21 protein-coding genes are annotated in these 22,786 nt (G+C 29.9%); 9 read left to right on the plus strand and 12 right to left on the minus strand.

Going from position 1 to position 22,786, the window contains the following annotated elements; all coding sequences use genetic code 11:
- Positions 1-287: 287 nt before the first annotated feature.
- Together GQ540_RS01000 and GQ540_RS01005 are read right to left on the minus strand one after the other, a co-directional pair.
- Entirely contained in the window at positions 288-647 is a 360-nt protein-coding gene (locus GQ540_RS01000) for a YraN family protein (protein WP_291796002.1), read from the minus strand.
- 26 nt (positions 648-673) lie between these two features.
- Complete coding sequence (locus GQ540_RS01005; protein WP_291796005.1) at positions 674-1,684, minus strand: LD-carboxypeptidase; 1,011 nt, start codon at positions 1,682-1,684, stop codon at positions 674-676.
- 142 nt (positions 1,685-1,826) lie between these two features.
- On the opposite strand from GQ540_RS01005, the gene metG reads away from it, so the two are divergent.
- The 3 genes from metG to GQ540_RS01020 are packed head-to-tail and all read left to right on the plus strand — an operon-like array spanning position 1,827 to position 7,634.
- A complete protein-coding gene (gene metG / locus GQ540_RS01010) occupies positions 1,827-3,962 on the plus strand; it encodes a methionine--tRNA ligase (protein ID WP_291796007.1) in 2,136 nt (711 codons plus the stop codon).
- A 32-nt stretch (positions 3,963-3,994) separates the two neighbouring features.
- On the plus strand, positions 3,995-5,485 hold the full coding sequence (locus GQ540_RS01015; RefSeq protein ID WP_291796010.1) for a hypothetical protein: 1,491 nt from the start codon (positions 3,995-3,997) through the stop codon (positions 5,483-5,485).
- A gap of 22 nt (positions 5,486-5,507) precedes the next feature.
- Complete coding sequence (locus tag GQ540_RS01020; protein ID WP_291796013.1) at positions 5,508-7,634, plus strand: Tex family protein; 2,127 nt, start codon at positions 5,508-5,510, stop codon at positions 7,632-7,634.
- A gap of 50 nt (positions 7,635-7,684) precedes the next feature.
- Here GQ540_RS01020 and GQ540_RS01025 read toward each other — a convergent pair whose 3' ends face one another.
- Positions 7,685-8,020, minus strand: coding sequence for a single-stranded DNA-binding protein (locus GQ540_RS01025; protein WP_291796016.1), 336 nt, complete (start codon positions 8,018-8,020; stop codon positions 7,685-7,687).
- A 176-nt stretch (positions 8,021-8,196) separates the two neighbouring features.
- Between GQ540_RS01025 and GQ540_RS01030 the strand changes: the two genes are divergently transcribed.
- Together GQ540_RS01030 and GQ540_RS01035 are read left to right on the plus strand one after the other, a co-directional pair.
- The gene (locus tag GQ540_RS01030; RefSeq protein ID WP_291796019.1) at positions 8,197-8,748 is read left to right on the plus strand and encodes an HNH endonuclease; all 552 of its coding nucleotides are present in this window, start codon (positions 8,197-8,199) and stop codon (positions 8,746-8,748) included.
- 30 nt (positions 8,749-8,778) lie between these two features.
- Positions 8,779-9,126 (plus strand): hypothetical protein, encoded by a 348-nt coding sequence (locus tag GQ540_RS01035; protein ID WP_291796022.1) that lies wholly within the window; start codon positions 8,779-8,781, stop codon positions 9,124-9,126.
- Position 9,127: 1 nt separating this feature from the next.
- Here the strand turns inward: GQ540_RS01035 and GQ540_RS01040 are convergent, their stop codons facing one another.
- On the minus strand, positions 9,128-10,543 hold the full coding sequence (locus tag GQ540_RS01040; RefSeq protein WP_291796025.1) for an alkaline phosphatase: 1,416 nt from the start codon (positions 10,541-10,543) through the stop codon (positions 9,128-9,130).
- Positions 10,544-10,698: 155 nt separating this feature from the next.
- Here GQ540_RS01040 and GQ540_RS01045 point away from each other — a divergent pair, with 155 nt between their 5' ends.
- Positions 10,699-13,014, plus strand: a complete 2,316-nt coding sequence (locus GQ540_RS01045; RefSeq protein WP_291796029.1) for a M28 family peptidase — start codon at positions 10,699-10,701, stop codon at positions 13,012-13,014.
- Between the two features lie 3 nt (positions 13,015-13,017).
- On the plus strand, positions 13,018-14,124 hold the full coding sequence (locus GQ540_RS01050; RefSeq protein ID WP_291796032.1) for a DUF2891 domain-containing protein: 1,107 nt from the start codon (positions 13,018-13,020) through the stop codon (positions 14,122-14,124).
- A gap of 2 nt (positions 14,125-14,126) precedes the next feature.
- On the opposite strand, the gene pyk is transcribed toward GQ540_RS01050, so the two are convergent.
- From pyk to GQ540_RS01075, 5 genes are all read right to left on the minus strand, one after another.
- Positions 14,127-15,560, minus strand: a complete 1,434-nt coding sequence (pyk, locus tag GQ540_RS01055) for a pyruvate kinase (protein WP_291796035.1) — start codon at positions 15,558-15,560, stop codon at positions 14,127-14,129.
- A gap of 2 nt (positions 15,561-15,562) precedes the next feature.
- Positions 15,563-16,021 carry an IPExxxVDY family protein gene (locus GQ540_RS01060; RefSeq protein ID WP_291796038.1) on the minus strand — a complete coding sequence of 153 codons (459 nt, stop codon included), beginning with the start codon at positions 16,019-16,021 and terminating at the stop codon, positions 15,563-15,565.
- 85 nt (positions 16,022-16,106) lie between these two features.
- Positions 16,107-16,847, minus strand: a complete 741-nt coding sequence (rnc, locus tag GQ540_RS01065) for a ribonuclease III (RefSeq protein WP_291796041.1) — start codon at positions 16,845-16,847, stop codon at positions 16,107-16,109.
- Between the two features lie 15 nt (positions 16,848-16,862).
- The gene (fabF, locus tag GQ540_RS01070) at positions 16,863-18,113 is read right to left on the minus strand and encodes a beta-ketoacyl-ACP synthase II (protein WP_291796044.1); all 1,251 of its coding nucleotides are present in this window, start codon (positions 18,111-18,113) and stop codon (positions 16,863-16,865) included.
- A gap of 7 nt (positions 18,114-18,120) precedes the next feature.
- The gene (locus GQ540_RS01075) at positions 18,121-18,357 is read right to left on the minus strand and encodes an acyl carrier protein (protein ID WP_134248150.1); all 237 of its coding nucleotides are present in this window, start codon (positions 18,355-18,357) and stop codon (positions 18,121-18,123) included.
- 183 nt (positions 18,358-18,540) lie between these two features.
- Here GQ540_RS01075 and GQ540_RS01080 point away from each other — a divergent pair, with 183 nt between their 5' ends.
- Both GQ540_RS01080 and GQ540_RS01085 read left to right on the plus strand, forming a co-directional pair.
- Positions 18,541-19,110 carry a phosphoribosylglycinamide formyltransferase gene (locus GQ540_RS01080; protein ID WP_291796054.1) on the plus strand — a complete coding sequence of 190 codons (570 nt, stop codon included), beginning with the start codon at positions 18,541-18,543 and terminating at the stop codon, positions 19,108-19,110.
- The gene (locus GQ540_RS01085) at positions 19,103-19,735 is read left to right on the plus strand and encodes a ribonuclease H family protein (RefSeq protein ID WP_291796057.1); all 633 of its coding nucleotides are present in this window, start codon (positions 19,103-19,105) and stop codon (positions 19,733-19,735) included. Before GQ540_RS01080 ends, GQ540_RS01085 begins: the two co-directional genes overlap by 8 nt.
- 13 nt (positions 19,736-19,748) lie before the next feature.
- Here the strand turns inward: GQ540_RS01085 and GQ540_RS01090 are convergent, their stop codons facing one another.
- The 3 genes from GQ540_RS01090 to GQ540_RS01100 form a co-directional block, all read right to left on the minus strand.
- Entirely contained in the window at positions 19,749-20,156 is a 408-nt protein-coding gene (locus tag GQ540_RS01090) for a hypothetical protein (protein WP_291796060.1), read from the minus strand.
- Positions 20,157-20,232: 76 nt separating this feature from the next.
- Positions 20,233-21,297 carry a zinc metalloprotease gene (locus GQ540_RS01095; protein ID WP_291796061.1) on the minus strand — a complete coding sequence of 355 codons (1,065 nt, stop codon included), beginning with the start codon at positions 21,295-21,297 and terminating at the stop codon, positions 20,233-20,235.
- Between the two features lie 172 nt (positions 21,298-21,469).
- Positions 21,470-22,684: an aminotransferase class V-fold PLP-dependent enzyme gene (locus tag GQ540_RS01100; RefSeq protein WP_291796064.1), complete on the minus strand. Its 1,215-nt coding sequence runs from the start codon at positions 22,682-22,684 to the stop codon at positions 21,470-21,472.
- Positions 22,685-22,786: the final 102 nt, after the last annotated feature.

A 22,786-nucleotide genomic window follows, 5' to 3' on the forward strand; every position in this document is an offset into this window, starting at 1 on the left:
TTCTTTTATTTACTACAACAAAAGATGTTACTTTCAAAATTAATAAAAAGGGTGCAGGCAGAATTACAGAGAATTCACCGACATTTCAGAATGTTACTCAAGCTAAGAATGATTTAGAATAAGCTAGAACGTAAACATTGGTTTGTAATGTTACGTGCGTTTATTTATTTCTATTGTTCCTTTTATAATTATTTCCTTAAAATCTAATAAATCAATAGTTTAACTATTTGTTGGTAATAAAAATGTGTAAAATTGATGATTACTTATAAAAACCTCAATAACTTGAATTAAAAATGCAAAAAAGCATCTTCCAAATGTTCAATCTCAAAAGTATTTTTATTTTTTAAAATTGCAATAATATCAAACCGCACTTCTACATCTAAATCTTTAGAAGTCACATATTCATTAATGGCTTCAACTAATAATTTAATTTTTTTAGGGTTTACAAAATCTTGCGGGTTTCCAAAATAATTAGATGAGCGTGTTTTAACTTCAATAACGACTAAAGTGTTATTTTTTAGCGCAATAATATCAACCTCAGCTTTTTTATAACGCCAATTACAATCTAAAATTTTATACTTGTTTTTTTGAAGAAAATCTACAGCAAGTTCTTCTCCTTTTTTACCTAAATCATTATGTGTAGCCATTTTTTCGCAATTTTTCGAAACTAATTTTAGTCGCTAAACTTTACTGTTGAGTGTTGTTTCCCAACTTTTAGTTCAATTTCTCTTCCTAAAAATAGTGCTTTATTAATATCGTCATGACCACCAGGAAAACCAAATAAAATTGGAAAATCATATTCTTTTGTTGCCTCTAAAACAATTTCTTCAACTGTTTGTCCAAATGGTGTAGAATTATCTTTAATATTGGTCATGTCGCCAACAATTATTCCGTTACATTCTTTAAAATACCCACTTCGTTTTAGAGCATAAACCATTCTGTCAATATTATATAAATATTCACCAACATCTTCAATAAATACTATTTTTTGGTTGGTATTTATTGAAGAAACTGAACCTAATAAGCTTTGTAAAATTGAGAGATTTCCACCAACTAATTGCCCTCTTGTTTCACCAACTTTATTGTAGGTTGATTCCTTAACTTTATATTTCAACGGTTTACCAAATAGTGCTTTTTTAAACGTTTTTACAGTTTTAACACGTTTTTTTTCTTCAACCTTCATATTTACAGGCATCATAGCGTGTAAAGTTTCATAGCCTAAATTATGAATGTGACTATGTAAAACGGTAATATCAGAATAACCAATAATCCATTTTGGATTTTTCTTAAACTTGGTAAAATCTAAACCGTCAATAATTCTAACAGTGCCATAACCACCTCTTCCACACCAAATTGCCTTCACATTTCCCGAATCTAAAGCAGTTTGAAAGTCTTTTATGCGTTCTTTTTCAGTTCCTGAAAAATGAAAATTAGTCCCAAATAAATGTTCCCCTAAAACAACATGCAAACCCCAACTTTTAACAAGTTTAACAGCTTTTTCAATAGGTTCTTTATTTTTTAAAATTCCTGCCGGAGAAACAATAGCTATGGTATCTCCAACTTTTAAATATGCAGGTTTTTTAAGTGAAGTATAAGAAGTATTTGTTTGTGAATGCCCAAACGAAGTAAATAGTAAGCTAAAAATGAATATTTTTAGTAGTTGAAAGCGGGTTTTTTTTAGCATTCGAAGTCTTTTAGTAAAAATACTATTATTATGTAGAAAGTCAAATGTAAGACTAGAAAAGATTTTATGTGTAATTCAACACTTAAACAAATCTAAAAATCAACATTAATCCTTATTTTTGTGCTTTCTTAAATAAATTTTAATGAGCAATTCACAGAGATATACAATTACAGCGGCATTACCTTACACAAACGGACCCGTTCATATTGGGCATTTAGCAGGCGTTTACGTACCGGCTGATATTTATGCACGTTATTTACGTACTACAGGAAATGATGTAATTTATATTTGCGGATCAGACGAGCATGGTGTTCCAATTACGTTAAAAGCAAAAAAAGAAGGAATTACACCACAAGATGTTGTAGATAAATACCACGCTATTATTAAAAAATCTTTTCAAGATTTTGGAATTTCTTTTGATAATTACTCTCGTACTTCGGCAAAAGTACATCATGATACAGCTTCTGAATTTTTTAAGAAGTTGTACAATGAAGGTAAATTTATTGAAGAATCTAATGAGCAGTTATATGATGAAGAAGCAAATCAGTTTTTAGCTGATAGATTTGTTGTTGGAACATGCCCAAAATGTGGAAACGAAGAAAGTTATGGCGATCAATGTGAAAGCTGTGGAACAAGTCATAATGCAACAGATTTAATAAATCCAAAATCTGCAATTACAGGAAATGTACCAACTACAAAAGTAACCAAGCATTGGTATTTACCGTTGGACAAGTACGAAAAATGGTTAAGAGAATGGATTGTTGAAGGACATAAAAAAGATTGGAAAACAAATGTATTAGGACAAGTAAAATCGTGGTTAGATGATGGTTTAAAACCAAGAGCTGTAACACGTGATTTAGATTGGGGAATTCCTGTACCTGTTGAGGGAGCTGAAGGGAAAGTGTTATATGTTTGGTTTGATGCACCTATTGGATACATTTCATCAACTAAAGAATGGGCTGAGCGTGAAGGGAAAGATTGGGAACCATATTGGAAAGACGAAAAAACAAAGTTAATTCACTTTATAGGAAAGGATAATATTGTATTTCACTGTATTATTTTTCCAGCAATGTTAAAAGCAGAAGGAAGCTATATTTTACCTGAAAATGTACCTGCAAACGAATTTTTAAACTTAGAAGGAAATAAAATTTCAACTTCAAAAAATTGGGCAGTTTGGTTGCACGAATATTTAGAAGATTTTCCAGGTAAGCAAGATGTGTTACGTTATGCTTTAACGGCAAACGCACCTGAAACAAAAGATAACGATTTTACTTGGAAAGATTTTCAGGCAAGAAATAACAACGAATTGGTGGCTATTTTCGGAAACTTTATTAATAGAGTAGTAGTGCTTACCAATAAATATTATGATGGCATTATTCCTGAACCAAATGAATTTTTAGATGTAGATAATGAAACATTAGAAAAACTACAAAAATTTCCTTCAATAATTGGAAGTTCAATTGATAGATATAGATTTAGAGAAGCTTCACAAGAGTTAATGAATTTAGCGCGATTAGGGAATAAATATTTGGCAGATGAAGAACCTTGGAAAGTTATAAAAGAAAGCCCAGAACGTGTTAAAACCATTATGTATGTTGCCTTACAAATTGCAACAGGGTTATCAGTTGTTTGTGAACCATTTTTACCATTTACTTCAACAAAGCTAAAAGGAATTTTAAACCTCCGTCATTACGAGGAGAAAAGCGACGAAGTAATCTCATCAAACAAAGAGATTGCCGCAACTCAAAAAAATGAGTCTCACAATGACAAATTAAGTTGGGATACTGTTTCTGAAAAAATGGAATTAATAGCTTCAAATCATCAAATTGGAAAAGCAGAGTTGTTATTTGCTAAAATTGAAGACAGTGAAGTTCAAGCTCAATTAGATAAATTAGCTGCTACTAAATTGGCAAATGAAGCTGAGAATAAAGTTGTAGAACCTCAAAAAGAAACGATTAAATTTGATGATTTTACAAAACTAGACATACGTGTTGGAACCATTATTGAGGCGATAAAAGTACCAAAAACAAAAAAATTACTACAGCTAAAAGTTGATGTTGGAATTGATACAAGAACTATTGTTTCTGGAATTGCAGAAAGCTTTAAACCGGAGGATATTATTGGTCAAAAAGTAACTGTTTTGGTAAATTTAGCATCAAGAAAATTACGTGGAGTTGAAAGCCAAGGAATGATATTAATGGCTGATACACCTGATGGTAAATTAGCCTTTATTGAACCTGAAAATGATTCAGTATCTAATGGAGAACAAATAAGCTAGTTTGTTTATATTCGTAGTTCAAAAAATGATCTATGTACAGAAAATTATTTTCAATTGTTGCTTTAAGTTTTAGTATAGTAACTTTTTCTCAGGAAGAAATAGTAGCATTTAAAAATTATTTAAAAACATCTTCAACAGGCATAAAACAAGTAATTCCAATTGTAAATAAAAAGAATAACGATATTTCTTTGTTTATAGTTGATGCAACTAAAGTTTATGGGTACATTTTAAATAGTAATTTTGAAATTACAAAACAATTAAGTTCTGACGATAGAAGTAGAAAGTATAAAACGTTGATAGGAAATAGTATTTCTGAAGATAATGATTATAGAGTGTACTTTACAAATGCCAAAAAAGATAAATTTGCAACTATAAATTTTTCATACACTAGTAATAGCTCTGATTTTAAGGAGTTTACTTTAAAGTCTAAAAATGAAAAATTTATTCAAACAGCTGTTATTGAAAATAAATTTTATGTAATCTCAGCAACAAAAAAAACATCAATTTTAAATATATATTCTTTTGACGACGATGGGAATTATGTTGTAACTAAAGTTGATTTTTCTAAAGAAAGGTTTATAAACAGAGTTAGTAAAAACGCAACACTTTACGAACTTTTAACAATAACAGGAGGTCTTTACGGAACAAAAAGTAGTGTTGGGGTTAAAAAAATTACTGAAAACACACCCAACTCAATAGAAGTTGCTTCTGCTTTTAGAAAATTTTATATAAGAGATGGTAAATTTGTTTTTTCTTTTGATCAAAATAAGAGTTTTTCTCAAATTATCTTAGTTGATATAATTTCATTTGAGAAAGAAGTGAAACGGTTTAAAAAACCTTTTAACGAAATTCAATCGGTTTCAAAAAAAACGAATACGTATTTAAATGGTGATTATTTATACGCAATTGCTTCAACACCTGAAAAATTTACCTTTACTATTCAAAATTTTAATTCAGGAGAACTAATTAAAGAATATTCAGCAACTGTAAATGATTCAATTACGTTTAAAAATACGCCAATAATTCAAAAAGGAGGAATGTATGATAATTATAGAGAGTTAGAAAAAACCAAAAAGTTTTTAAGAAAAATCACAACAGGAGATATTGGGGTTTCTATTCATAAGGCTCATAATAAATATCAAATTACTTTAGGTGGTAAAGTAGAGATTGCAAGAGGAGGAATGTCTTTTGGAATGCCAATGGGACCGACAGGTGGATTTAATATTGGAGCAGGAACAATTGGAAATATGGGCTCAGTAAATATATATTTCAATCCAACTTTTAATAATTTTAACTATTATTCTCAAACAAAATCTACGTATATTAAATGTTTATTTGATGCCAATTTTAACCATATTACAGGAGAAATAAAAGATAATGCTTTTGACAAGATAAAAGATTTTGAAGAAAAAGATCACTACTTTCCTAAAGGGAAAACAGTTTTTAAATATAAAGATTATTATATTTTAGGAAACTATTTTTCAGGATCAAAAGAATATCGTTTGAAAAAATTTAAAGATTAAAACCACACTCATAAATTATTAAATGCAACTACTAAACTTTATAAAATCACAAACAAATCTTCCTGAAATTGGTATTAAAAATACCATTCAATTATTAAATGAAGATTGTACAATTCCCTTTATTTCAAGATATAGAAAAGAACGAACAGGTGATTTAGATGAGGTTCAAATAGGTGAAATAGTAAAGTATAAATCTCAGTTTTCAGCACTCGAAAAACGTAAAACAACTATTTTAAAAGCGTTGGAAGAACAAAATTTTTTAACCAATGAATTAAAATTGAAAATTAAGGCAGCGAACAATTTAATTGTGTTGGAAGATATTTATCTTCCTTTTAAGAAAAAACGTAAGACAAAGGCTGAAACTGCTCGTAAAAACGGGTTAGAACCATTGGCTAAAATAATTATGAGCCAAAGAGCTAATAACATTGATTTTATTGCTACAAATTATTTAACGAATGAGGTTGTTAATGAAGATGACGCATTAGAAGGCGCACGTAATATAATTGCTGAATGGATTAATGAAAGAGCTGATATAAGAAATAGTATACGGTATCAATTAGAAAAATTTGCTGTAATAACATCAAAAGTTATTAAAAAATTAGAAAGTGAAGAAAAAGCTCAAAAATATAAAGATTATTTTGATTGGTCTGAAGCTTTAAATCGTTGTCCATCACATCGTTTATTAGCGATTTTAAGAGCAGAAAATGAAGGTTTTATTCGTGTAAAAATTGAAATTGATAATGAAAGGGCTTTAGGTAAAATTGAAGCCCGAATTATTCGGACTAATAATGATTGTTCAGCTCAAATTAAATTAGCCACACAAGACGCTTATAAACGTTTATTATTTCCAGCACTTTCAAACGAAATTTTAAATACTTCAAAAGAAAAAGCTGATGAAAATGCAATTCAAGTTTTTGCCAAAAATTTAAAGCAATTATTATTAGGAGCTCCTTTAGGCGAAAAAACTATTTTGGCAATTGACCCTGGTTTTAGAAGTGGTTGTAAAGTTGTTTGTTTAAATGCGCAAGGAGGTTTGGAATATAATGAGAACATCTACCCACACGCTCCTCAAAACGATCAAATAGGGGCGATAAAAAAAATTAGTTCATTAGTTGATGCATATAAAATTGAAGCTATTGCTATTGGAAACGGAACAGCATCACGAGAAACGGAACAATTAATTAGAAAAATAAGATTTAATAAAGATATTCAGGTTTTTGTAGTAAGTGAAGCAGGCGCATCTATTTATTCAGCTTCTAAAATTGCAAGAGACGAATTTCCAAATTATGATGTTACAGTTAGAGGTGCAATTTCAATAGGAAGAAGATTGGCCGATCCTTTAGCTGAATTGGTAAAAATTGACGCAAAATCTATAGGAGTTGGGCAGTACCAACATGATGTTGATCAAACTAAATTGAAAAAATCATTAGACATTGTGGTTGAAAGTTGTGTAAATACAGTTGGTGTAAATGTGAATACTGCAAGTACTTCATTATTAAGTTATGTTTCAGGTATTGGGCCTAAATTAGCTGAAAAAATTGTCAATTTTAGAAAAGAAAATGGATCATTTACTTCAAGAGATGAGATAAAAAAAGTACCACGTCTGGGAGAAAAAGCTTTTGAACAAGGCGCAGGTTTTTTAAGAATTAAAAATGCTAAAAACCCGTTAGATGATTCTGCAGTACATCCAGAAAGTTATGAGATAGTAGCTAAAATGGCAAAAGATCAAAAGAAAAGCGTTCTTGAATTAATGAATAACAATCAAGTTTCAAAACAATTAAATTTACAAACTTACTGTACAAATTCAGTTGGTTTGCCTACATTAACAGCTATTGTTAAAGAATTAGAAAAACCAGGTTTAGATCCGCGTGAAACGGCTAAAGTTTTTACTTTCAATCAAAATATTAGAACTATAAATGATTTGAATATTGGAATGCTTTTACCAGGGATTGTAAATAATATTACCAATTTTGGTTGTTTTGTAGATATTGGAATTAAAGAAAGTGGTCTAGTTCATATTTCAAACTTGTCAGATAAATTTGTGACTGATGTGAATGAAATTGTAAACTTACATCAACAAGTAATTGTTAAAGTGTTAGAAGTTGATGTTGTAAGAAAGCGTATACAGCTATCTATGAATTATAAATAAAAAAAGCGCCTATTGGCGCTTTTTTCTCTTTTTCAAAACAATTTTCCACACTATTTGCTTCCTAACATTAAAAGCTCATTCACAATTATTTCAGTCACATATCTTTTTTCGCCTTCTTTGGTTTCATAGCTTCTTGAAGTTAATTTTCCTTCAATAGCTATTTCTTTTCCTTTTTCTAAATATTTTTCAATAATTTCTGCAGTATTATTCCATGCAACTAAATTATGCCATTGTGTTTCAGTCACTTTTTCTCCTTGTGTATTCTTGTAACTTTCATTGGTTGCTAATGAAAATTTAGCTAATTTTTTTCCTGAATCTAATGTAATAATTTCAGGGTTGTTTCCTAAATTTCCAATTAACTGCACTTTGTTTCTTAACGTACTCATAAGATAAGGTTTTATATAAGTTGAATCTCATTCGTTCAATTCAACAGTGCAAATATTGGTTAGTTGTTTTGTTTTATTCGGTTGTTAGTTAATTACTTTCGTATGTAAACGTTTGTAGTCGTTTGTAAGTGGCTATTTTTAAGTATATTTGTTATACCCTTTAAAAAAACTAGCACATGATTATTGATTTTAAAAATGAATTATGGAAGCCGTACAAAGAAGAACATTGGAGTGATGACGATGAATATATGGTTTCAAATTACGGAAGAGTTAAAAAGAAAAAAGTATATGATGAGAATTGGAGATTGTCTCCAACATCATTAGTAAGTGAGTATATATCTTTTGGGATAAAGAAAAAAGGAAAATTAAAATCGTCATCTAGTTATGTGCATAGATTAGTTGCACTGTTATTTTTAGAGAAGAAAGAAGATGAAAAATATGTAATTCATTTAGATTTTGACAAAGAAAATAATGTAGTTTCAAATTTAAAATGGGTAAATAAATCAGATATGTTTTTGCATCATAAAAAAAACCCAAAAAAGATAGCTAGAATTGGTAAGATTACATATTCAAAACTATCAGAAGGAAGAGTTCGGTTAATTAAAAAGAAGATATTTGATCCAAACAGAAGAACACGAATGAAAATGATAGCGAAACAATTTGGGATTTCTGAAATGCAATTATATAGAATAAAATCTGGTGAAAACTGGAGTCACGTAAAAATTTAAAAACTTAACTGAAAAAGAAAAAAAATTGCTATGAAAAAAAATTGTTTAGAATGTGGTGAGCCGTTTAATGGACGAGTTGACAAGAAGTTTTGTTCAGATTATTGTAGAAATTCATTCAACAATAAAGTAAACAAAGAAAGTAAAAACTTAATAAGAAATATTAATAATAGACTTCGTAAAAATCACCATTTATTGGCTGATTTAAACCCAACGGGTAAAACTAAAGTTACCAGAACAAAGTTGTTAGATGGTAATTTTGATTTTAATTATTTTACTTCAATTTATACCACAAAAACAGGAAATACCTATTATTATATTTATGACCAAGGTTATTTAGCCTTAGAAAATGATTATTATTTATTGATTAGAAAAGAATAAGTTAAAACTTATTTTCAACTTCAGCTGCTTCCAACATTAGGTAGTGTAAATCTGTATTTTTTATAAATGGTTTTAATAAGTCGCTTCCAGGTCCAAACATGGCTAATTCTACATAATCTGATGAATGATGCATACTAATCCAACTTATAGAATTATGTTCTTTTTGAATTTCAGAAAGTGTTCTAAAAGGCAAATGTCTGGCATTGTATAAACCGTCTTCAGATTTTATGTCGTTGTAATATCTTAAAAGGCGTTTAGCTTCTTTATCTGTAACTGCAAAGTTATTTGCATACTCTATACGTTCTTTTACTTGCGAAATAGAAGTTTCTTTACCAAAACCATTCAAAATCCAATCGTTTGTATGTTTGTAATTTTGTACAGTGTCAAAATTATCATTAGCTTCTTTTCCAGAAATTACACCAGGATTTGAGTTTCCGTGATCAGTAGTGATAATAACCAGCGTGTCATTATCTTTTTCAGCGAAATCTATGGCAACTTTAATAGCTTCATCATGTGCTGTTTGGTCGTAAATTAAACCAGCAATATCATTTCCATGAGCTGCCCAATCTACTTTTCCAGCTTCAATTTGTAGTACAAATCCTTCAGGATGATCTTTCATGCGATCAATTGCTTTTTGAGTCATTTCAGCCAATGTTGGAACTTTTTCAGTAAGTTCTTTATTGTTGTTTCGGTCAATAGTATAAGGAAGCCCGTCATGCTGAAAAATACCAAGAATTGGTTTGTTATTATCAGCTGAAAACATCTCATTTCTAGTTTTTACAACTTGATAACCACCTTTAGCAAATTCTTGAAACATATCTTTTTTATCTTTTCTATATTCCGAAGAAAAATACTTTTCACCACCACCCATCATAATATCAAATCCTAAATCTAAATATTTTTCAGCTATTTCAGGTTGTGAATTTCTAGAGGTGCTATTTACACAAAAACCGGCAGGTGTTGCATGAGTTATTGGCACAGTCGTTACACAACCAGCCATTTTCCCTGCTTTTTTAAATTTTTGCCAAATTGGTAAATGATGCTCACCGTTTGGCCCAACATTTAAAGCGCCATTGTTAATTCTAAAACCACCACCCCAAGATGAGCTTGCAGCAGCTGAATCAGTTACAATTGAACTTGCCGAAGCCATATCCATTAAAGCACGAGATATTTTATTTTCTTTATATAATTGAAGCCAATTACTCCCAATGCCGGTTTTTCTATCTAAATATAAATCGGTCATATTTAATGTTCCAGAACTCATTCCATCACTTACAACAATAATAATATTTTTTGCTTTTTTGTTCTTTTTTAAAGTGTCAAAATCTATAGGAGCAGCACTTAAATCAAAAGGGTTTAATAATGAAGTTCCAAGTGCAAATAATGATCCGTTTCTAAAAAATTTCCGTCTATCCATAATAAGTTTCTTCAAAAGATTGTCAAATATATAAGAATTAAGGTTAAAAGAAAGCACTAATTATTGCTTTTGAGGTTAAATTTAATGAAACGTCAATATTTTATTTTAATTAAACTAAAAAATGAGTTAATTTTAAAAAATTTAATTCATCAAAAATGATTTCAAAAAAACATCATCAAGTAATATCATTCTTAATTATTATTACAGCAGTTTATATTAGTTTTAATTCGTTAATGCCTTCAGGTGAAATTAAAAAAACTACTGAATTAACTGAGTTTTCAACCGAAAAAGCATTAGTTCATTTAAAAGAAATCTCTGAAAAACCACACTTTACTGGTTCAGCTGAACATGTAAATGTGATAAATTATATAGTTTCTGAGTTAGAAGAATTAGATTTAAAAGTTGAGGTACAAGAACAATTTGCTGTTAATAAAAAGTGGAGAGCAGCAGCCAATACTAAAAATATTTTAGCACGAATAAAAGGAAGCGGACAAGGAAAAGCATTGTTGTTGCTTTCTCACTACGATTCTAATCCGCACTCAGCTCTAGGTGCAAGTGACGCCGGAAGTGGAGTAGTTGTAATTTTAGAAGGAATTAGAGCTTTTTTAGCTAAAAACAAACAACCAAAAAACGATATTATTATTTGTATTTCTGATGCTGAAGAACTAGGATTGTTAGGTGCCAATGCATTTGTAAATCATCATTCTTGGGCAAAAGATGTTGGATTGGTTTTAAATTTTGAAGCTCGTGGTAGCGGTGGTCCAAGTTATATTTTACTTGAAACTAATGGCGGAAATAAAAATTTAATTGAAGCTTTAGGCGAAGCAAATGCTTCTCATCCAGTAGGGAATTCGTTAATGTATAGTATTTATAAAATGCTTCCAAATGATACTGATTTAACTGTTTTTAGAGAAGATGGAGATATTGATGGATATAACTTTGCTTTTATTGATGATCATTTTGACTATCATACGGTACAAGACTCTTATGAAAGAATGGATTTAAACACCTTTAATCATCAGGCATCTTATTTAACAGCTACATTAGATTATTTTTCAAATAACAGTTTAGAAAATCTAAAATCACAAGAAGATTATGTGTATTTTAATTTCCCTTATTTTGGATTGGTATTTTATCCATTTTCTTGGGTTTTACCAATGTTTGTAGTTTGTGCAGTATTATTTTTTATGCTACTAATTATTGGTGTTTCAAAAAAGAAGTTAACTGTAAAAGGAATTTTAAAAGGATTTGTACCTTTTTTACTTTCGCTAATAGTTGCTACTTTAATTACTTTTTTTGGGTGGGAATTAGTATTAAAAATACACCCACAATACAATGATATTTTACACGGATTTACCTATAATGGGCATTATTATATTGCAGCTTTTATTGCATTAACTTTAGCTATTTGTTTTTGGTTTTATAAAGGTTTTTTCAAAAAAAGAACTATACAAGATTTATTGATAGCACCATTATTTTTCTGGTTATTAATCAATGGTGGAATAGCTTTTTACCTACAAGGTTCAGCATTTTTTATTTTGCCAATTATAGTTTCATTACTTGTACTTTTAATATTAATTTTTTCAGAAAGCAAAAGTAAAACTATCCTACTTTTCACTATTTTATCAATACCTGTACTAGTAATTTTTGCACCTTTATTAAAAATGTTACCTGTTGGTTTAGGGCTAAAAATGTTAGTAGCTAGCTCAATTTTTACGGTATTGTTATTCGGGTTTTTAATACCGGTTTTTCAACAGTATAAAAACTCTAAAAACTTGGCTAATTTATTTTTATCAATTTCTATTTTAGCATTTATTACAGCTGCTATTTTTTCATCGTATTCTATTGATAGAAGACAACCAAATAGTATTTTGTATGTATTAGATGCAAATAATAATAAAGCATATTGGGCAAGTTATAATTCTAAAGTAGATAACTTTACCAAACAATTTTTAGGCGAAAACCCAACTAAAGGGAATTATGACACTAACACTACTGCAAGTAAATATAAAACAAGTATTCAGCTACATGCAACTACTGAAATTAAAGAATTTAAGAAGCCAATAATTACCATTGTATCTGATACTATTGTTAATAATGAACGAAAAGTTTGTTTAAGTATATTATCTCTTAGAAACGCAAATAAAGTTGAGTTAACAACTAAAATACCAACTGTTTTTAAAGTTTTTAAAGTGAATGAAACCGTTGTTCCAAATAAAACAGATGATAATTTAGGATTATCTATGGCTGAAGGAACTTTAATGAGCTATTATTTCACAAAAGAAAATGAAATTATAGATTTAGAGTTCATGGTAGATAAAAATCAAAAATTTGATATTGATGTGTTGGAAGTTAAATATGATTTATTTACAAATCCTCAATTTAATTTAACACCGCGGTCAGAAATAATGATGCCAATGCCTTTTGTTATGAATGATGCTACGGTTATTAAAACGAATATAAAATTTTAGAGAATGAAAAAAGGAGTGTTATTTGCTGTAATAATTGCATTGGTTGTAGGCTGTAATCAAAAAAAGGAAAAACAAACTATTGTTGAAACTTTACATAAAGAAATAGCTATAAAACCTCAATTGAACGATGTAACTGCAACCTATTTATATCACTTTGCTTTTGAGTGTATTGATCAAGAATACCCAAATAAATTGGGACAAGTTTTAGGAGATAAAACAGATTTAAAAGAACCATCAGAATTGCATCCTTCTTTTTATGGTTGCTTTGATTGGCATTCATCAGTGCATGGACACTGGGCTTTGTTAAATATTGTAAAAGAACTTCCAAATTTTAAACATAGAGAAGCTATATTGAGGAAGCTTAAACAGAATATTACTAAAGATAATATTTTAAAAGAAGTGCAATATTTTGATGATGTTCACAATAAAACTTTTGAAAGAACTTATGGTTGGGCTTGGATGTTAAAAGTTGCAGAAACTTTACAAGATTGGAATTCAAAAGAAGCAACTAAAATGTATGAAAACCTAAAGCCTTTGGTTAAACTTATTGAGAAAAAATATATAGAATTTTTACCAAAATTAAATTATCCAATTAGAGTTGGAGAGCACGCTAACACAGCTTTTGGTTTATCCTTCGCGATGGATTATGCAAAAAAATATTCACCAGAATTAGCTGAAATAATAACAGTTAAAGCTAAAGAATATTATATAAATGATAAAGGATGTCCAATTAATTGGGAGCCAGGAGGTTTTGATTTTCTTTCCCCATGTTTACAAGAAGCTTCTTTAATGTTAAAAGTGCTAACAAAAGAAGAATATATAGCTTGGTTAGATGCTTTTTTACCAAACTTTAGAAATAATCCTTCTCAATATTTAAATATTGTTGAAGTAACCGATAGATCAGATGGTAAATTAGCACATTTAGATGGCCTTAACTTTAGTAGAGCTTGGTGTTTATATGAAATAGGAAATGCGCTAGAAAATGAAAAAATGGTAAATTTAGCTAACAAACATTTTGAGTTTAGTTACAAAAAAATGGACTCAGAAGAATATGCCGGAGCCCATTGGTTAGCTTCTTTTGCTTTATATGCTGTACTTAAAAGTAACTAATTTTAATTGCCGTATTCAGTAATACGTAGTGTATTAGCCATACCTCTTTCTTTAACAGGCATTGAGGTAATATTAACTGCGAAATCACCTTCTTTTAAATATCCTTTTTGGTTCGCTAAAGTATTTATATCTTCAATGGTTTGGTCAGTACTTACAAACTTGTCATAATAAACACCTTTTACACCCCATAATAAATTTAGCATTGCTAAAATTCTTCTGTTTGAAGAGAACACTAAAATATTAGATGTTGGTCTCCAAGAAGAAATATGAAATGCTGTATAACCAGAGTTTGTTAATGTTGTAATTACTTCGGCATTAATAGTATTAGCCATTAAAGCAGCCTGACGACAAATTATTTTTGAAATATAACGGTTATTAACACACTGAATATTTTCATCAAATGTTGAGATTAATGGAGAGTTTTCAACACTTTCAATAATTCTACGCATTTGTTTAATTACTTCAATAGGAAACTCACCAACCGATGTTTCTCCTGAAAGCATTACAGCATCTGCACCATCCATAATTGAGTTTGCTACATCATTCACCTCAGCTCTTGTTGGAACTTGATTCTCAATCATTGTTTCCATCATTTGAGTAGCAATAATAACTGGAATATGTGCTTTTTTTGCTTTTAGCACTAATCTTTTTTGGATTAAAGGAACTTCTTCCATAGGAACTTCAACTCCTAAATCTCCACGCGCAACCATTAAAGCATCACAATGCGCAGTTATTTTATCAATATTTGCAACAGCTTCAGGTTTTTCAATTTTTGCTATTACAGGTATTTTATAGCGTGAATGTTTTTTTATGAATTGATTTAGTTGAATTAAATCATCGGGTGTTCTTACAAAAGATAATGCAATCCAATCAACTTCCATCTTAATTGCAAATAAAACATCTTCAATATCTTTTTTAGTAAGTGCAGGAAGTGAAATATTTGTGTTTGGTAGATTAACACCCTTTTTAGATTTTAATTTCCCACCACGTAAAACTTTTGCAGTTACTTCAGTAGTACCATTAGTTGCAGTTACTTCAAATAATAATTTACCATCATCAACCAAAATATGCTCTCCAACTTTTACGTCTTTTGGGAAATTTTGATAGGTCATGAAGGCTTTTTCTTTAGTTCCTTCACACTTTTCTGTAGTAAAAGTAAAAGTGTCACCTAATGCTAATTTTACTTTTTCAGCCATTACACCTACACGTAATTTTGGCCCTTGTAAATCGGCTAAAATTGCTACATGAAAGTCACGGTGTTTATTAATATCTCTAATTATTTTAATTTTTTCTTCAGCATCTTTATAGTCTGCATGTGAAAAGTTAACTCTAAACACATTCACACCAGATTCCATCATTTCTTCAATAATTTCTTTGGAGCTACAAGCGGGGCCAAGAGTTGCAACAATTTTAGTACGTTTTCTGTTATTTGCCATAGTTAAAAAATTAGGTGATCTTTTGATTTTAAGATATTAGGTTCAATTGCGTATGAAGTAATTATTTGATGAATGCTATTTAATTTTTTAACTAAATTAATAATTAGATTTTGTTGATTACAGCCTTCAATTTTTAAAAAATAATCTACTTTCTTTTTCTCAGGTATTAAGTAGGAAATTGTACTGTAATTACCATCAAATAAACCTTTGTTTTGTTTCTTATTTACAAGTTGTGAATACTTGTTATTTATTAAATAATAATTTATAAAATTGTTTTTGTCTTTATACTCAAATAGTGGAAATTTGGCATTGGAATTATTAAAATCTAAGTGGTAATTAGATCTAATTAGTTTAGTTTTTAAAAACGTATTTATTAAATATGCCAATCTGTAATCTTCTTCGGGTGTGTGAATTCCGATTAAAAAATAATCATCTTCTAAATCTATCGTTAATAGTTGCATAAAGAATGAATATTAATGTGGCAAAAATACTATTGTTTAAGTATAGTAACTAATAATTTTACGAAATCGTATTCGTTTTTACCAATTATGAATTGGTAATTTCATTTTGAAAAGCATAATAGGCTCTTTTAGAAGCTATTTCTTCTGCTTTTTTCTTTGATGTAGCCCTTCCTTTTGCAATAATTTTACCTTCTAAAAAAAGTTTGACACTAAAATGTTTAATGGTATCATTACCAGTATCTTCATACACTTCATACAAAAATTCGTTTTTTTGTTTTTGACACCATTCAATAAATAAACTTTTATAACTAGTAATTTTCCCTTCTAACTTAGGTACATCAACATAAGGAACAACAACTCTTTTGTGAATAAATTTCTCACAATAACGGTATCCTCTATCTAAATAAATGGCTCCAACTAAAGCTTCAAATATATTTCCATGAATATCGTCTCCAAATTTTGATTTTGAAACATTACTTTTTACAAAAAGAAGTAAGTTGAAGTCTCTTCCAAGTTCATTTAAATGCTCTCTACTCACAATTTTAGAACGCATTTGGGTTAAATAACCTTCATCTCCAGATGGTACTTCTTGAAATAAATGTGAAGCAATAACAGCACTTAGCATTGCGTCACCCAAAAACTCTAATCGTTCGTAATTAATTTGAAGTCCTGTTTTTTTATCAATGCTTTTAATAGATCTATGAATAAAAGCTTTTTTGTAGAGTTCTAAATTAATAGGTTTAAAACCTATTAATTTTTTTAAAGTCACATAAAATAATTCATCTCTTTTAGAGCGAGTTTTTATGAATTTACGAATGAAGCTCATTCAAGTTTGTTGTTGTTAATCCAATTTTTTTAGAAGCACACAAGCATTGTGACCTCCAAATCCAAAAGTATTGCTCATTGCAACTTTAACGTTACGTTTTTGAGCTTTATTAAATGTAAAGTTTAATTTACTATCAATTTGATCATCATCAGTAAAATGATTTATTGTAGGAGGTACTATTCCGTTTTTCATTGCTAATATTGAAGCGATAGCTTCAACAGCACCAGCAGCACCTAATAAATGACCAGTCATTGATTTTGTTGAGTTAATGTTTAGCGTATAAGCATGTTCACCAAATACTTCTACAATCGCTTTAGATTCAGCAATGTCACCAAGTGGTGTTGAAGTTCCGTGCATATTTATAGCATCTACATCTTCTGGTTTTAAACCAGCATCTTTTAAGCAGTTTTTCATTACGTTTATTGCACCTAATCCTTCAGGATGTGGCGCTGTAATATGGTAAGCATCGGCTGATAAGCCTCCACCTGCTATTTCTGCATATATTTTTGCGCCTCTTGCTTTGGCATGCTCATATTCTTCTAAAATAAGTGTTCCTGCTCCTTCACCTGAAACAAAGCCATCTCTATCTTTATCAAAAGGTCTTGAAGCTGTTGCAGGATCATCATTTCTTGTTGAAAGCGCTTGTAAAGCATTAAACCCTCCAATTCCTGCAATAGTTATAGTAGCTTCTGAACCACCTGCTACCATTACATCTGCATATCCTAAGCGAATGTAATTTAAAGCATCAATAATTGCGTTTGATGAGGATGCACAAGCTGATACAGTTGCAAAGTTAGGACCTCTAAATCCATATTTAATAGAGATTTGCCCTGGCGCAATATCAGCAATCATTTTTGGAATAAAGAAAGGGTTAAATCTTGGAGTACCATCACCAGCAGCAAAATTCAAACACTCATTTTGAAATGTTTCTAAACCGCCAATACCTGCGCCCCAAATTACACCAACTCTATCTTTATCAATTTTTTCTAAATCTAATTGTGAATCGATTACGGCTTCATCAGTAGCTATCATAGCGTACTGTGTGAATTTATCCATTTTACGAGCCTCTTTTCTGTTCAAGTAATCTGTAACTTCAAAGTTTTTTAATTCACAAGCAAAACGAGTTTTGAACTTAGTAGCATCAAAATAAGTTATTGGAGCTGCCCCGCTAACACCGTTAACAAGGCCATTCCAATATTGTTCTATATTATTACCTATTGGTGTTAATGCACCAAGTCCAGTTACTACAACTCGTTTAATTTCCATATAGAGATTACTTTTTAGCGTCTTCTATATAGCTAATTGCTTGACCAACAGTACCAATGTTTTCTGCTTGATCATCTGGAATTTGAATATCAAATTCTTTTTCGAATTCCATGATCAATTCAACAGTATCAAGTGAATCAGCTCCTAAATCATTAGTAAAGCTAGCTTCGATTGTTACTTCATTTTCGTCAACGCCTAATTTATCTACGATAATGGCTTTTACTCTTGATGCAATGTCTGACATAATTCTTTTTTTTAAATTTTAATTACTGCGCAAAAATATAAAACTTTATTGAAATGAAAATCTTTTACTTAATAAAAGATGACAATTGATTTTTAAAATTAAAAAAAGTTTTTTTAATTAAGCAGTAAAAGTTGTTAATTATTCGTTTTATTTGTTGAATAACAGAACTTAAAAATAGTACAAATGAAACGTATTGTAATATTGGCTTCAGGTTCAGGTACTAATGCTGAAAATATAATTAAACACTTCAAAAACAGCAATATAGCAATAGTTACTCAAGTGCTTTCTAATAAAAAAGATGCTTATGTATTGGAAAGAACCAAACATTTGAATGTGGAGAGTTTACCCTTTAGTAGAGCAGATTTTTATAATTCAGAAGAGTTATTAAACAATTTAAAATTAAAAGCTGATTATTTAATTTTAGCTGGTTTTTTATGGAAAATCCCTACAAATATACTTGAAGCGTTTCCTAATAAAATAATAAATATTCACCCGGCATTGCTTCCTAAATACGGTGGAAAAGGTATGTATGGAATGCATGTGCACAATGCAGTTGTTAAAAACAAAGAGAAAGAATCGGGTATCACCATTCATTATGTGAATGAAAATTATGACGAAGGTGCTATTATTTTTCAACAAAGTTTTGAAGTATTGGTATGTGATACAGCTAAAGATGTTGCTAAAAAAATTCATATTTTAGAGCAAGAAAATTTTGCAAAAGTTATAGAACAAGTTATTTTAGAAAATGAGTAAAAAAAAGTTTTATGTAATTTGGAATGGCCACAAAACAGGCGTTTTTACATCTTGGAATATGTGTAAAAAGCACATTTCCGATTTTAAAGGAGCTCAATACAAATCTTTTGCATCAAAAGAAGTTGCTGAAAAAGCATTTAAAGGGAATTATGCAGATTATGTTGGGAAAGACACTAAAAAAGTACAGCTTTCTTCAGAAGAATTAAAATTAATAGGAAAACCAAATTTAGAATCTCTTTCAGTTGATGCAGCTTGTAGTGGGAATCCTGGGAAAATGGAATACAGAGGTGTAAATACCAAAACTAAAAAGCAATTCTTTATTCAAGGGCCTTTTGATAAAGGAACCAATAACATAGGTGAATTTTTGGCTTTGGTTCACGGATTGGGATTTTTGAAAAAATTAAAGAGCAATTTGCCTATTTATTCTGATTCTAGAATTGCAATAAGTTGGGTAAAAAAAGGACAGTGTAGAACAAATTTACCTATTACTGTAGAAAATAAAGTATTGTTTGATTTGATAAAACGTGCTGAAATTTGGCTTAAAAATAACACCTACTCAACTACTATTTTAAAATGGGAAACAAAGGCTTGGGGTGAAATTCCTGCTGACTTTGGAAGAAAATAGACTTCTTAAATAATTATTCTAAAACTTTAAATAGAACTTCAATTAAAGGTTTTAATTTATCTGGCGGGTTTCCGTGATCAAATGTTTGAGATTCATAAATTAAATCATTTATAGAAATACTTAAAGTTGCGTGTAATGCAGCATCAACATTTCTATTGCTTGTAGGTGAAGAAAAACTTTCTATTTCAGTAAGGTTTATTTGTTCAACAATAGTTGTAATTTCTTTCCAAAATTTCGAATTCGTTTTTGTTTCTATAGTCTTCTCAATATCTTTATAATACACTTTCGTTGAAGTAACTTCAAATTTAATTGAACTACCACGTGTAGTGGCATCATAATTAATAATCATAGTTTTTAAATTAGTTTGCGCTTTACAGCTATGAAGAATAACAATAAGAAAAAGATATTTTACGAATTTCATTTTAGGTAAAATTTAGTAATTTAAAGGTATAAAAAAAGGAGCTTAAAGCTCCCTTTTTTATCTTTTTAAAAGTATTTTATTGTACAAAACTTTCTCTAGAACCACCTGAAGCAAAAATTGCTCTCATTCTATCATTTTGACCATTAGAGAACATATACATACAATCGTCATATACATAATCCATATAGTTCATAGTCATATCGTTAGATTTACAATTCACAGTTGGGTACGATGGGCATCCATAATTTGGTGCATCAGAACTTGGTGTGTCAGCAACAAAATCGTCTTGACGACATCTACCATCTCCCCAAATATGACGTAAGTTTAACCAGTGACCAACTTCATGAGTTGCTGTTCTTCCGTGTCCATATTGTCCACCAGCAGTATTTTCACCTAAGAAATCAGATCCAATAACAACACCATCTGTAGCTAAAGATCCTCCAGGAAATTGCGCATACCCTAAAATTCCACCACCTATTTCACAAACCCATATGTTTAAGAAATTAGCTGGGTCAGTAGCATCAATACCACCTTGACTAGAAAGTTTCATTGCGTCATTAGTTCCCCAAGATGTTTTGCTTGAAGCTTTTCTATTAACAGCATCCAATACAAATGTAACGTCTGCATCTGCAACTAAACTTGCAAACTCTGCAGGAATAGCACTTGTTCCAGGATTGTTGTTGTTAAAATCAGCATTTAAAATAGCGATTTGAGAATTGATATGTGCTTGAGTAACTGGATGATTTGCATCTTCTAATACATTTACAACAACAGGAATAGTAATTGTACCTGTATAGCCTGTTGGAGGAGGAGGATCACCGCCACCACCATTATTTCCACCACCTGGGTTTCCACTTGGTTTTTTACCAGCAATAAATGTTCTAGTATGTTTTTCAATTGCAAACATTCTATTCTCTAGACTAGGGTTTTCTTTTAATTGTCTGTTTAATACAGACATACTTTGACATTTGTCGTTTTTTGCGTCGCTTGAGGCTTTCGAAGCATCAACATTAGTATGAACGTAAAAGTCGCTCATATCTATTTGAGCTGCTTCTTGATTTGGTACTACCTCGTCAGAATTTTGCTGACATGCAACAAAAGCTATCGCTACTATTGCAAAAGAAAAAATGATTTTTTTCATTGTAAACTTGATTTGTTTTAGTTAATAATTAGGGTTAATCTTTAAGTAAAGATGGTCGAATATATTAAAAAAAAGTTAAAAAACAAGAGGAAGGCAGAAGAAACTCTTAAAAAAATAAATTATTCGTAATTTAAATTAAAATTTACACAGAAAAACATATTTTGTTAAATAATTAACAAAGCATTGTTTTTGCTTTAATTAGCGCATTATACAATAAGTCAATTTCTTCAAAAGTGTTGTAAAAAGTAAAAGAAGCTCTAATAGTCCCTGGGATATTATAGAAATCCATAATTGGTTGTGCGCAATGATGCCCAGTTCTAACTGCAATTCCTAATTTATCAATAATAGTTCCAATATCAAAAGGGTGAATTTCATTAATATTAAATGAAATTACAGCAGTTTTATGTTGTGAAGTACCATAAATTTTTAGACCTTCAATTTGAAGTAATTTTTTAGTAGCATATTGAAGTAATTCATCTTCATAGGAAGCAATGTTATCAAAACCAATCGCATTCATATAATCAATAGCAACACCAAAAGCTATAACACCAGCAATATTTGGTGTTCCTGCTTCAAACTTATGAGGTGAATCTGCATACGTAGTTTTTTCAAAAGTAACTTTTTTTATCATTTCGCCGCCACCTTGGTATGGAGGTAATTTGTTTAACCATGCTGCTTTTCCGTATAAAATACCAACACCTGTTGGGCCACATAATTTGTGTGCTGAAGCCACATAAAAATCAGCATCTAATTCTTGTAAATCTGGTTTAATATGTGGGCAACTTTGAGCTCCATCAATTAAAACAGCAGCGCCAATATTGTGAGCTTTATCAATAATTTTTTTAATAGGGTTTATGGTTCCTAAAGCATTTGAAACGTGATTTACAAATACCAATTTTGTTTTATCAGAAAGTAATTTATCATATTCACTCATCACTAATTCTCCTTCCAAATTCATTGGAATTACTTTTAAAATAGCACCTGTTCTTTCACAAAGCATTTGCCAAGGCACTATATTTGAATGATGTTCTAAGGCCGAAACGATAATTTCATCACCTTTTTTTAATAAAGAAGAAAAACCAGTTGCAACTATATTTATACTGTGTGTTGTACCTGCAGTTAGTATAATTTCGTAACTTTTTTTGGCGTTGAAATGTTTTTGAAGCTTTATTCTAGCTTCTTCATAAGCGTTTGTTGCTTTTTGGCTTAAAGTGTGAACGCCTCTATGAATATTTGAGTTAAATGTAGAATAATAATTAACAATGCTATCAATTACAACTTGAGGTTTTTGATTTGTTGCAGCATTATCTAAATAAACTAATTGTTTTCCGTTAATTTTTTGACTTAAGATTGGAAAATCAGCTCTTATTTTTTTAATATCTATCATTTTCTTTTTTTAGAATGATTCTAAATGCGAAATTACAAAATTGCAGTAATACTATAGATAGTTAAAGTTAAAATATGAAAAATTTAACCTTTTTGCTTTCAA

Origin of the sequence: Lutibacter sp. (genome assembly GCF_013139515.1) — a bacterium.
Classification (GTDB): Bacteria; Bacteroidota; Bacteroidia; order Flavobacteriales; family Flavobacteriaceae; genus Lutibacter.